Below are 14,604 nucleotides of genomic sequence, written 5' to 3'. Positions count from 1 at the left end.
GAGACGCGCCCTCGCACGGTCCATTCGGCTGTGCGGCGGCTTTGCGTGGAGACGTAGTGATGAAATCGAAGAAACTGACAAAGACCGAACGTGCAGTTTTTCCGGCGGCATGGCCAGTCGTCGGAATGCTCGCGATGTTCTGCGTCTTCACATGGCAGGCTCGCTTTGTTGTCGGCGATGAGCCGGCGACGACGCAGAAAGTCGATGACTCCACGCCTGCGAGCGACGATGCCGCCGGCGTGGAAGCCAAGGACGAGGTCGAGTCGGCCGAAAGCGCAGCAGACGACAAGCCGGCCGACAAGTCCGCAGACGATGCAAATCTTGAAAAGCTGAAGGCGGCGGCGCGGGCTTCGACACAGCCGGCAAAGACTGCGGACAAGCCTGCTGTGACGCCGGCCGGTCTGGGTCAGCCTTCCGCCGGATCTCCGGCGACTACTCAGCCTGCGGCGGTTCCCCCGAGCACACAGGTCAACGGCGCGCAGCCGACGCATCCCAATCGAGCGGGAGGCCGCGTGAACCGACCTACCGGCCGTGCGATGCCGACGGTTCCGAAGGCGAATCTGTCGCAGCCTGGGAATGCGCATCAGATGAATCAGCCGACCGACGGCTCGGGCGCACCCGCGATCCAGCCGACGCCGGGCCGTACCGGCGGCCGGCCCGATCCCCGGGCTCCTCGAACACCTGCGACGGCAAGTCCGCGCGGCGGCACTCCGCCCGCGAGTGCCACGACCGCGACCCCTGGCGAGACATCGGACGATGCAGCGCCGGTTGTGACAAATACGAAGACGAAGATGCTCGTGTTCCAGATCGAGGATCCGCAGCCGGAGGCACGGACGTATCGATTCCAGTATTTCGACATGCCGTGGCAGGACGTGCTGGAGGACTTTTCGCGAATCAGCGGCCTCCCGCTCGTGAACAAGCCTGATCCGCCGATCGCCGGCAATCTGACCTATTTCAGCAATGACGACTACACGTTTCAGGAAGCCTATTACAAGCTGAACGAACTGCTGCTGCTTAATCCGCTGAATAACTATGTGATTCAGCGGAAGCCCAAGTACCTCACGGTCGAGCGCATTCCGGATCTGGTTCGCAAGATCGATACGGATCGGATGTTCAACTCGTTCGAGGAGTTCGAAGCGGCGCATCTGGATCTTTATGAAGTCTGCCTTGTCAAATATCGCACGCCGCCGGGATGGTCGGCATTTCAGGTGATCGAGCAGTTCCGCTCGATGTTCTCCGATACGTACGGAACCGAGATCGTCGGCCCTGACCTGATTCAACTGACCGGTCTGGTGAAGGAACACTATGAATTCAAGGCCACCGTCGCGAAGCTGACCGTCGGCAAGCCGCCCACTGAGTTTGACAAGCCTCAGTTGATCTACAAGCTGCGGGCGCAGAAGGCGGCAACTGTCCAGACGATACTCAATCAACTGTTTCAGATCGCGCCTCCCACGCCACGAGCGAGGCCAGGCGGCCCGGTGACGATCGACGCCAATATGCAGGAGCAGAAGGCACTGACGATTGTTCCGGACATCACGAACAACGAACTGTATGTCCGGGGACCGCAGTATCTGGTGGATGAGATTCTCACGACCCTGAAGCGGATCGACATCGGCGAATGGGTGCCGCCGAAGCAGGAACTGCTCAGGCTCGAGAACGCGTCGGCCAACACGATCGTCACGACCTTGAAACCGCTCTTCCAGAAGATGCTGGCGGACGTGAACAAGACCCAGCTTTATGTGCCGGAGGAGATCAAGGCCGCGCTCGATGTGGACATTTTTCCCGATGTGTCCAGCAATTCGGTCATCATCGTCGGCGGCGACGAGGGTCGGGCGCGAGCCAAGCAACTCGTGCGCCAGTACGACGTACCGACGGAGTGGGTGACTGAGATCATCACGTTGCAACATATGAAGTCGGATGATGCGATGCAGATGATCCAGATGACGCTCCAACGTCTGATGGGATCGCGTGGCGCGTCGATGGCGCCGCAGGTTACGGTTCAGTCTTCGAATACGCTGCTGATCTCATGCAGCCCGTCGGACTTGCGCGAAGTCATGGCGCTGCTTGAGAAGATTGATATTTCGAATCCCGAGGAGCCGCACGAACACATCATGCGACTCGAGTTCGCGACACCCTCGGATGTTGCGCAGACGGTTACGCAGGTGCTCTCGTCGGTCAACGGCGGATCGACGCCTCGCGTCATGCAGATGCAGGGCGCGAATCGGGCCATGCGGGGCAGGCCGGTTCAACCCGCCAAGCCAGGGCAACCGGGTCAACCGGTGCAGGCGCAGATGCAGCAGGTGATCGCCTCCGGCCAGGCGGGCGGGGCCGGGCCGCTGCTGCTTCCTGATGACGATGCCATGACACTGATGGTCTATTGCTCCGACAAGGAGTGGCCGCAGGTCGAGGACCTGGTGCTGAAGCTCGATGCGCAGGCGGGCACAACCAAGCCGATGCTGCAGACAATCGAGCTGAAGCGTGCGAATCCGGAAGATGTGGCCCAGATGATCAACTCGATGTTTCCGCCGGCGCCGGGATCGAGTGTTCCGCAGATTGTTACGGCCGACATCTACAACAACACCGTGCAGATTTTCGCGACGCCGTCGTTCGTGGAGCAGGTCGTTCCGCTGATCGAGACGCTGGACATCAATGCGACGGCGGAGTTGACAATCATCAAGCTGGATCACTGCAAGGCGGACGTGATCGCGCCGATTCTCGCTCAGGGTATTCCCGGGGCGCAGGCCATCACGACCGCTCGTGCCAATGTGCCGACACCCGGCGCGCCGCAGCAGCGTCCACAGCCGGTTCAGCGACCTGGTATGGTCAACCAACGGGGCGATACCAGCGTCCGCATCGTCGCGGAGCCGGTGACGAATTCGCTACTGGTGACTGCGCCGCCCAAGGAACTGGAACAAATTCAGAAGCTGGTGGCCGAGATGGAGAAGGTGGCCGAGGATCAATACGGCCCCGATGAGCAGGTTATTGTGACACTGGAGCATCGCCCGGCCGAGGAAATCTCCACGACGCTGACGACCCTTCTCGGCAGCGGGCCGACGGCTCGGGCGGGCGTGCCCGGCATGCCTGCGGGGCAGGCGGTCGCCGGTGAGTTCAATCCGAACGCGAAGGAACTGAAGGTCGTTTCCAACGGCGATCGACTGATTCTGAAGGGGCCGCGAACGCGCGTGGCCGAGGCGCTCATGATTATCCAGCGCATCGACGTGCCGGATCAGTCGCCGGTGACGCGGGTCTATGCCGTGAACGATGCCGAAAGTGATGAGCAGAAGCTCCGGGCGCTGCTTGCGGGCCGAGTGGCGGCCGGCGGCACGTCGCGGCCGGCGCCGGGCCGGCAGGCGCCGGGCCGACCGGTACCTGGCGGTCAGCCGGGTCAGGCGATTCAGCAGATTTCAATTCCGACGCAGACGTCGACCGACATCGTGATCTACGCGGACCTGGACAAGAATTCGCTGTTGATTCGAGCATTGCCGAAGGATTTTGTTGCGATCGAGGAACTGCTCACGGTTGTTCTGAGCGACCCGCCCACGACGACGATCGTTGGCAAGGAAGGCCGCGATTCCGATGAGTTTTTTGTGATTCGCTTGAAGTACAAGTCCGCATGGGACCTGTCTTTCACGCTGGATGATTTCATCAACACGAACGAGCGCTCGAAGGTGGAATTCCTCGAGGGTCCGACGAAGCGAGATCTGATTGTCCGAAACTACAAGCCCGGGCAGGAGGAGAAGATTCGCGAAGTGGCGACGATGTTCGACGTGCCCGAAGGCGGCGTGCGCAAGGATTATCGCGTGCTGAGTTCGGACAAGGTCACGTCATCGCGGCTCGAGACCATTCTCAAGTTGCGTGACGGACAAACCGCAAGCGGCATTCCGATCGAATTCATTCGGTCCGGCCGGGAGGGCCGCGTTCAGGTCATTGATATTCACGAAGGTCAGGAGCCTGACGAGGTTGAGACACAGCCGTCGGCGCCCGGTGGCTCGAAGCCCGGGAGCGAGACGGGCGCGAATTCATCCGGCACCGGGACCGATAAGAACACCCCGGTCGGTTTCGCGCCGGCTTCGTCGATTCCGGGATCGTTGCCGGCATTGCTCCTGAAGGCGCAGGCGGCGGCGGCCGTCGCGCAGACCCAGCCATCGGACGAAGGCGAGGGCAAGTCGCTCCGCTTTGCCGGTACGCGGAATGTGCAGAATCCCAGCGAGCCGCACCACGACAAGGTCTCGATCATTCAGGACCCGGATACCGGTGAGTACATCATTGTCGGTCCGGAAGATGAGATCGAAGCGATCATCTCGGAGATCGAGGGTGATGAAGACGAATCGCCGACCGTGATTCGCGTCTTTCCCTTGAAGTACGCTGATGTCAACACGGCGGCACAACTGTTGAACCAGGTCTTCAATCAGCAGGCCGCGCCCCAGCCGCAGCAGCAGCAAGGCCGTCGCGGACAGCAGGCCGGACCTCAGCAGCCGCAGCCCGGTCAGATGCAGATCGATCCGAAAACCGGCCAGCCGATTCCGGTGCAGCCTCAGATGCCGCAGGCCGCGGTGGTTCAGCAGCCGGGGCTTCGACGGGGTTCAAGCGGTGGCTCGTTGTTGAAGGTTGTTCCGGAAGAACGAACGAAAAGCCTGTTTGTCATCGCGAAGCTGTCGGACATTCCGCTGATCGTTGAAGTCCTTCGCAAGATTGATGTTCGCGTGCTGGATTCCAAGAACATCCGGTTTTTCCGGCTCAAGAATCTTGAGGCGGAGCAGGTTGTCGAGCGATTGCGCGACATCCTTGGACTGGAGCAGCCCATGACGGCGGCTCGAGGCCGGGGGGGACGTCCAGGACAGCAAATGCCGCAGCAAGGCGGCGGGGCCGAAGGCGAACAACAGATTGTCGGCCTGCCCGGCCAGACCGGCGCGGCCACTGTCGCGGCGGACAAGATCAAGCTCACGGCCGAGACGCAGACGAACACGGTCATTGCCCAGGCTCCGCCCGATACGCTTGATCTGATCGAGGGCCTCATCGAAGAATTGGAGACCCTGACGAACACGACGCAGTGGGACATGGAGCGATTTGAACTGATTCACGCGCGTGCGACCGACATCGCGGAGATCGTGGATGACCTTGCACGGGAATTGCTCCCCGGAGGCGGTGCGGCCGCTGCACAGATGCAGCAACAGGGCTTTCCCGGCGGCGGCCGTGGCGCGCGGCGCGCCGGCGTGAATCGGGTGCTTGTCCAGGCGGATTCGCGGACCAACAGCGTCATCGTGGCCGGTCAGGCGAAGGATCGCGAAGTGGTCGGCAAGATCATCAAGGATCTCGATATCGACGCGGGAGACAACACAGTCCGGCAGTTCACAGTCAAGGCGACCCCGAGTGACATGGTCCAGTCGCTGAAGGATCTGTTCGTGACGAGTCGCGGCGGAGGTCCCGGACGCGGCGGCCCAACCACGGACATCATCATCACATCGAACGACGCCACCAAGACGATTCTCGTCAAGGCGCCGGCGCCGCAGATGGCCGAAATCCAGAAACAGATCGAAAGCATGGATGCGAAGATCGAGAACGCCCAGGCGCTTCGAACGATCAAGCTGGCCGTTGCCAACGCAGAAACAATCGCGACGAAGCTGACCGAGGTGTTTGCGGCTCAGCAAGGCCGCGGTCGAGCGCAGAACGACGTGTCGTTCAAGGGGGTCAAGTCGAATGGGACGCTTTATGTGCGTTGTCCGGACGACATGTTTGATCAGATCAAGTCGATCGCCGAGTCGATGGACACCGCGCCGACGGATGTTCAGGTCAAGCGCTTCCCTTTGAAGAATGCCGCCGCTCAGGATGTTCATCAGCGTATCCAGACACTCATGGCGACGGCCGTGACCTCGCGGTCGGACCTGAATCTCGACCTCATCGGCTTGACGCCCGATCCTCGAACGAATTCGCTGGTGCTGGTCGGCGGACCGACGTCGATCATGCTGCTTCAGTCGATGCTGGGCGAAGTGGACGTGCCGCCCGAGACGCCGCTGCAGCGCACGAGCGTCTCCTACAAGCTGCCGACCGGCCAGGATGTCAACCAGGTTGCACAGAATATCAACGCCATGTTTCAGGGCGTCACGCCGCAGTCATCCGGGGTTGAGGCTCCGCGTGTCACGGCGAACGTCGCCGCCAGCATGGTGATCGTCGATGCGAACGCCGATCAGCACAAGAAAATCAAGGAAGCGCTGATCGAGCCGATTCTTGCGAATGTCGGCGCCGAGCCGGCGAGTTACAACGTGCCGCTCAGGTTCGCGCGGGCGGACGAATTGAGGCCGATCATCGAGGAATCGATGAACAAGTGGCGTCAGGCCCGCGGAAACAAGCCGCAGGACGCTTTCTATGTCACGGCCGATCCGAACAGCAACATGCTCCTCGTGAATTGTGCCCCGCATGTGAAGGAGGAGTTCGATCGCAAGCTAGCGGAAATGGATACGGACCGCATCGCGATTCAGGGCGACCGCAAGCCCAAGGCGTATGTTGTTCGCTATGCGAACCCGCAGGCCGTTCAACAGGCGATCTCGACGAACTTCCCGAGCCGCCCGGGCATGGCCAGCCGCGATCAGGTCACGGTCAGCCTCGACATGAACACCAACACGGTGATTGTTCAGGCGAATGACGTGAACCAGGACAAAGTGGGTGAGCTCGTCCAGATGATGGACACCGAAGGCGCAGAGGGCACTGCGAAGCGCGATTATGTTTACCAGGTGAAAAATGCGCAGGCCTCGCAACTCGCGAACACGCTGATGACGCAAGTGCGGGCAACAATGCCGAATGTGCTCGGCCGGTTCCCGGTGAACGTCACCGGCGACGACGGTTCAAACACGCTCCTCATCAACGCCACGGAGGCCAATTTCGAAAAGGTGTCCGGCTGGATCACGCAGCTCGACGTTCCGCCGCAGGATCGCATTACCCGCGCTTTCAAAGTCAAGTATGTCGCCCCGTGGACGATGGCGAACATCATCAATCAGCAGTACGGCACCGCGACGCGCAATCCGAACGAACGCGTCACCGCGGCATTTGAAGACGGCACACTGTCGATTGTCGTCACCGCCAACGGAAAGAACATGGACCAGGTCGCCAGGTTGATCGAGGAGACCGACAAGCCCGGTCAGACCAAGGAGACGCGCTACTATCAGATCAAGGAAGCCCGTGCCGACGATCTGCAGCGGGCGCTCGATGCATCGCTTCGCGGACGCATGCCGGTTCAGCGCAGCGGGCAGTATCCGTACAACATCACCGCGGACCTCGCTTCGAACATGCTCGTCGCGACGGCCGAAAGCCAGCTCTTCGACGAGATTGAGGAACTGATCGCGAAGCTCGATATCAAGCCGGCGGGTACGGACGACGTGCTGCGCAAGAACATCAAGCTGACTTTCGCCGATCCGTGGGCGGTGGCCAACAGCATTCGGCAGAGCTTCACCACTCCGAATCGTAATCCTTCGCCCCGCGACGTCGTTCAGGTTGCCGAGAACTGGACGACGAATAGTGTCTTTGTGACGGCATCAACGGCCAACATGGCGAAAATCGAAACGATGATTGCCGAGATGGACAAGGCCGAGGACACGCGTGTGCAGCGCGTGATCGAGGTGACCAACGCAAATCCGAACGATGTCGCCCAGGCCGTGCAGGCGGTCTTTCAGGACATGTACCGCAACCGTCGGCAGCAGACGCCGCCGACCATCAAGGCGATTCCGGGCACGACCAAGATCATCGCATTCGCCAACACGGAGGAGTACGAGCAGATCAAGTCGCTTGTCGAGAAGGTGGACATCGAGGGAGGACGCATCGTCCACACCGTGACGATGCCGGAGCAGGTTCCGGCGCGAGGCGTGTCGGAAAACATCAATCAGCTCTTCGGCGCGCGCGGCGGGCAGAGCGGCGACGGCCCGAAGGCGCAGTACCACGAACCCACGAACACCGTCCTGATCAGCGCGACGGATGCGGAATTCGATAAGATCAAAAAGCAGGTGATCGAGCCGCTCAGTAAGTCGCCGGGCACGAAGGTGCTTAATTTCTACAAGATTCCACTGAAGTTCGCAGTGGCGGATGACGTCGCCCAGACGCTGCAGCAGTTTTTCGACAAGAAATCCGGCGTCTCGCAAAACCGAAACCTGCCGCCGTGGATGCGATCGCAAAGCACGTCCGAAGCACAGGACAACCAGGTGACGGTCATGGCTGAGGCCGGCAGCAACACGCTGCTCATCTTCGCGACGGAGACCACCAAGAATCTCATCGACGAACTGATCCGGGATATCGACGTGGATCGAATCACCGATCAGACAATTGAGATGGTCGCCCTGCAGTATCAGGACGCGAAGGAAGTGCTCGAAGTGATGACCGAAGTGCTGAAAGTGCAGAAACGCACAGCCAGCGGCGAGGAGGACCGTTTCATCCCCTGGTGGATGGAGGGTCGCCAGGAGAAGAAGCAGGACGAGGCCGTGCTCGCGGGTGGCATGAGGCTCAAGGCGATTGAGTCCTCGAATTCGGTGATCGTGAGCGGCAAGCGGGCGTCAGTGGCGGATGCGGTCGCGAAGATCAAGGAACTGGACGTGCCGACGACAGGCGATACGCCCGTGACCTATACCGTGACCAACGGCACGGCGACCGACAAGGCCGAAGTGCTGAAGAAGCTGTTTGTCGAAGGACGTGACACCAGCCGTAGCTCGGCCTCGGTTCAGAAGCTCACGATCGTTGCCGATGAAGGGGCGAACCAGATTCTCGTCAAAGGCAAGACCAGCGAAGTCAACGCAGTCATCGACATGGCCAAACACCTCGATTCCAGCATGGAATCGAGCTCGACGGGCGTTCAGATTGTGAACGTGCCGATCGGCCAGAACGTGGAAGTGCTGGCCCGCGATATTCAGGATCATCTGAACGAGATGGAGCGGAACAAAGCCCAGCGCATGCAAGGCTACAAGGCCGATCTGGTCACCATCACGGCGAATACGAAAGCCAACGTGCTGATGGTTTCGGCGTCGAAGGCCAATATGGAAGAGATTCGCAGGATGATTGATACAATCGTCGCAAAGGGGCCGCAGGGAGGCGTCGTCCGCACTGTCGTACCCATCAGCACCAAGCTGTCTCAACAGAAAGTACAGGAGCTGATCCGCCAGATGCAGGAGGGCAACAGCGGCACGGGCTCGCGGCAGGGGGGCGGTCGCCGCGGTCCGCGCGGTGATGCCGAATGGACGAATAACCGCCGCTATGAACGCGCGCTTGATGGCGACTCGACGGCGCCGGCGTCGAAGGACCGTGGCCGGAAGTCAACAATTGTTGCATCGTCGATGCCGCTGCTCCTCATGCAGGTGGCATTTTCGACAGCAGTCGCGCAGACGACACCGAGCAAATCCGACGATGCCGACAAATCCAATGCGGACAAGCCCCGCGTCTCAACGATTCGGCCACGTGAGACGGCGACGACACAGCCCGCGACGAAGGGCGAAGAAGCTCGAAAGAACCTGCCGGTGACGACAAAGGGTCTGTCGGTGCCGGAGGCGATCCGTGCATCGGCGAATCAGCCGGAACGACCGGTCGGCAGCCGGCACGCGACCGGCGAGCCTTCGAACGCCGCTCGCCAACCGGCCGAGCACTCGATGACGGCGAACGAGCTTTTCGCGTCGACCACCCAGCCGGGCGATTTTGCGAATTGGTCCGATGAGGCGAAGAGCGCCTTGCAACTCACCGGCGCGGACGTCACGGTCTCGGAAGCCGGTCCCGGCATGATCTACATTGAAGGCGTGCAGTCCGACGTCGAGACGATTGAGAAGTTGATCCGCATTCTCGAGGCGTCAGTTCCGGAGCGGCGGATCGAATATTTCCGCCTGAAGAACGCAAGTGCCAGCGATCTGGCCCAGACGCTGGTTTCGGTTTTTCAGAAGCTGGAAGTCCAGGGTCAGGGACAGGCCCAACCGCAGGACAAGGTCGATATCATCCCGGATTCACGGACCAATGGTCTGTATGTCGCGGCATCAGAGGACAAGATGCTTCTCGCCGCTCAGTTGATTCGCGACGCCGACATTCCCGTTGATATCTCCAAGCGCGTGAAGGCATTCGTTTTCAAGAATCGCCGCGTCAGCGAATCGGGCGAAGTGCTCAAGAAGCTGATTGATTCATACCTGAAGCAGCGCGGCCTGGCGCCGAGCCTTATTTCAGTTGAGATCGATCCGCAAACGAATACCGCGTTTGTCGCGGCCGGGGAAAGTGATCTCGAGGTCGTGTCGGGTTTCGTCGAATTGCTCGATGCCGAACTCCCGGAGGAAGCCGACGAAAAAGGCAAGGCCGGTGGACAGGGACGCGCCGACATCATGGTTGTTCCGCTTCGGGTCGCCAAGGCGGACACGCTGGCGACACTACTTTCGGGACTTTTGCAGCGCGCCGCGACGGGTGACACGCCGATGAAGGACTTCATCCGCCGCTTGAGGCTGCTCGACGAAAACGGCAATCCGCTCGCGACCGTGGATCTCAATCGGCCCATCTTTGTCTTTGGCGATCCCGATTCAAACGCGCTGCTGATTGCGAGCACCATGGAGAACTGCCTGATCATGAAGCAGGTGGCTCTGGCGTTCGACAAAGAGCCGTCGAAATCCGAAGTTGCATCGAAGGTTTTCACGCTGCAATACGCCGATGCCGGCGAGATTGCAACACGCTTCAGTGAAATGCTGAGTGAAGCCGAGAACCTCACCAAACGGCCTGGATTGTCCGAAACCAAGGGCGTGCCGGAGGGCGAATCCGGGTCGCTGGTCTATAAGGCGGTGGTCAAGGCCGATCCCCGTACCAACCAGGTGATCATCGTGGGCCGGCCGGAAGCGGTCGAGGTTTTCGACGGGCTCATCAGGCAGCTCGACGTACAGGGCCGCGGCGTGATGCCGTTTGAAATCATTCGGTTGGAATTCGCCAGCGCAACGGCATTGGCAGGCGCGCTGACGGAGATGCTGGACAAGCGCAAGGACACGATTCCCGGCGCGAACGAAGCGGTGACCAAATCCGAAACGGTCATCATCACGCCGGATGCGCGGTCGCAGTCGTTGATCATCGCGGCCAAGCTCGAGCGAATGGAGGAGTTGAAGAACCTCATCAGGCAGTTGGACGTGAAGGCGTCGGCGCTCGTCGAGAACATCCGAACGATCACGCTTCGCAAGAGCAATGCCAACGATCTGGCGGAGAAGCTGAAAAATCTCTGGACGCAGACCCGGGATCAACGCGAAGGCGGACAATCCGGCGGACTGGGTTTTGAGATTCCCGCCATTGTGGCGGATGAGCGGAGCAATTCGCTGATCGTATCGGCCAGCCTGAGCGATTTCGAATCGATCAAGGGTGTCGTGGACAAGATCGAGAATCTCGAACTGAACCCGATGGCGAACATCTACATCGTTCGCATGAAGTACAACTCGGCCTCGCAGCTTTCCGGGGCGCTGTCCAATCTCTTCCAGGCGCGGGCGGAAATGTCGTCCGTCAGTGGACAGGTGCGGCCGGAGGACAAGGTCTCGATTGAAGTGGATGAGACGACGAATTCGCTGATCGTCGCGTCCTCTCGCACGAACTATGACGTGCTCATGGAGAAGGTGAAAGAGCTGGACGTGGAAGTCGGCGTCATGGGGCAGATAGAATTCTTCCGCTGCGACAACGTCAGCGCCGGCGCCGTCAAGGAAGTGGTCGATCAGTTGTTTCAGGGCAAACTGTTCAAGCCGGGCTCCGGTGGCACCGGACAGGGCGCCGAGGCGAGGGAGAAAGTCACCACCGTCATTGACGATCGGGCCAACGTCCTGGTCGTGACGGCCAGTCCCGAGAACATGGCGGTGATCCGCGAAATTCACTCGCGGATGAACAGCGTCACCAAGCCTTGGGATGTGGCGGTGATGGAACTGATCCAGCTTCAGCACGGCGATTGCGTACAGGTCGCCGCGCAGGTCGAGGACTACTTCGACAAGCTGAAGGAAGTTCGCGACACGGGAGGATCGACCGGTGCCAGCAGCACGGCGCGATGGACCGTGAAGGTGATTGCCGACGAGAAGCGCAACCGCGTGCTGGTGGGCGGCAGCAAGGACGGGATTGATCGCGCGGTGGAGTTGATCAAGAAGCTCGACGTGCCGCCGGGTGAGTCGAGTCAGGTCATTCACGTTTACAAGACGAATGAAGCGCCGGCCTCGAAAGTCGGCGAGATGATCAAGAACATTTTCCAGGAGCGAAACCAGCCTCGACAGGGGGCGACTGGAACGTCGGTGCCGGACATCAAGGTGACCGTCGAGGCAAACGACACGGCGCGGACGATCGTTGTCAATGCCTCAAAGCTCGATCACGTCCTGATCGCCGATTTGATCAAGCAGTTGGATCGCCCCAGCGCTCTGATCGACATGGTCAAGGTCTTCCCGCTTCTGCGCGCCCGCGCGTCGAAGGTGAAGGAGATTCTGGACGAAGTCTATCAATCGGCCCAGTCAGGCGGCGGGTCCGCGGCGCAGGCTGTGGCAGTCGTCGCGGACGAGCGCACCAATGCGATCGTCGTTGCGGCGCCTCCGGGCGAATTGTCCAACGTCGAGACGATCATTGGTCGGCTCGATCAGGCGGACATCACCGGGCTGGTCGAGGTCGGCATCTTTCCGTGCGACAATGAGGACGCCGAAAAGATGGCGGAGATTCTCAATCAGATCATGATGGCGCAGGGAGCGCAGGGCGGCGGCTCCTCCGCGGAGAATGACAATCTCCGGCCCGCGGGCTCCCGGCCGATCGCCTATCGCGATCGCACGACGCCTGGCGAAGAGCGTTTGCTCCAGACCATGCGGGAAAACGTTCAGATCACCTTTAATGTGCGGAGCAACAGTGTCATCGCCGTGGCTCCGCCCGAGACCCTGAAGCTGATCAAGGAGCTGATTCGCAAGCTGGACGGCATCCAGAAGCGCGAGGTCCTGGTCAAGGTATTCCTGCTGCGCCACGCCGACGCGACGAAAATCGTCCAGATTCTTGAAACGATGTTCGCACAGGACGAATCCGCGAGCCAGCAGGCCGAATTCCAACAGGGCCGCGAGATGAATGTCGAAGGCGGCATCAGCGGAACGTCCGGTGTGCCGACCGCTCTGTCGCAGGGCGGCGAATCCAGAAAAGGGACCTTCGGTCGGCCGAAAACGACCTTCGTCGCTGATGAGCGAACCAACGCGATCATCGCCGCGGGCTGGCCCGAGGATATCAATGTCGTTGCTGACATTCTCGATCAGTTGGATTCGATCGATGTACGCAACCGCGACAGCTTCGTCTACACGGCCTTGAACATGAAGGCCGTCGATATGCAGACGGCGCTCGATCAGTACTTCCAGAAGGAAAAGTCTGTGCTGGACAGCGTGGGAGACGCGGTGTCACCTCAGCAGCGAATGGAACGCGATGTGTCCGTCATTGCTCACGAAGAGTCGAACCAACTCATCATCTCGACCAGTCCGCGCATGAAATCATCGGTGCTCAGCATCGTCGAGTCGCTCGATACGCCGCCGGCGCAGGTGATGATTCAGGTCATGATCGCCGAAGTCACGATCGACGACCGGTTTGAAATGGGCCTGGAGTTCGCATTGCAGGAGCTGCGATTCAGCGAGACGGCGGTCCCCGGCGGAAACGGCATTCTGCAGAGCAGCCATTTCGACGTGGTTGGCGGCACCGATCTTGGAGCGGCCGGCTCGGGTCTGGGCGGCTTCAGCTTCACCATCACGGGTGAAGACTTCAACTTCCTTGTACGCGCCCTCCAGTCCGACAGCCGGCTTGAAGTCATTCAGCGTCCGATGATCATGTGCCAGGACAACCAGGTTGCGAACATCACGGTCGGTCAGTCGGTACCCATTCCGCAGGCCACCGGGCAGAACACCGGCGGAACCGTGCAGACCAACGTCGTGTATCAGGACGTCGGTGTCATTCTGAAGGTCGAGCCGAACATCAATCCGGACGGCTGGGTCTATCTGAAGGTCGCGCCGGAAATTTCGGACATTGCCGATTCGAGCATCCAGGTCGGTCCCGGCGTCTTTGCCCCGATCTTCACGAACCGCAAGGCCGAAACGTTTGTCGCGGTGAAGGACGGTGAAACCGTCGTGATCGGTGGCCTCATCACCACCAGCGAATCGGAGAGTGAATCGAAGGTTCCGCTACTGGGCGACCTTCCCCTCATCGGCGCCGCGTTCCGCACGACCGTGCGCGTGAAGCGGAAGACCGAACTGCTCCTCGCGCTCACGCCACGAATCGTCCGGACGGTTGAGGACGGCTACCGGATGAGCATCGAGGAACGCGATAAGTCGGGCATCATCACAGACGAAATGAAGGCGAGCCCGCTGTTCGAAAAGCTGCGGCTCACCCCGCAGTCCGAGGACGAGATTTCGTCGATCGAGGAGTTTCCCGTCGACGAAAATTACACTCCGCCGAACGGTGGCAAGCCGACACAGCCGCCGAGCGACAAGTCCGTCCCGCCGGAAAAAAAGTATGGTCCGCAAGTTCCGAAGTATGGCCCGATGGTGCCTTCAGATCCGGAGGATGAGGAAGTGGTTGCCCGGCGCAACGCGCGTTCGGCGACTGTTGGCTCGCGGTGAGGTGCGATTGGTTTTGTCGGTTCGAAGG

1 protein-coding gene is annotated in these 14,604 nt (G+C 60.5%); it reads left to right on the top strand.

Annotated features, from left to right (window positions below):
• Positions 1-59 precede the first annotated feature (59 nt).
• Entirely contained in the window at positions 60-14,576 is a 14,517-nt protein-coding gene (locus KF841_02300) for a hypothetical protein (protein ID MBX3394177.1), read from the top strand.
• Positions 14,577-14,604 lie beyond the last annotated feature (28 nt).

The organism is Phycisphaerae bacterium (genome assembly GCA_019636475.1).
GTDB lineage: Bacteria > Planctomycetota > Phycisphaerae > UBA1845 > UTPLA1 > JADJRI01.
The sequence above is the reverse complement of the archived record's forward strand: the minus strand, read 5'-3'. Positions and strand labels throughout refer to the sequence as shown.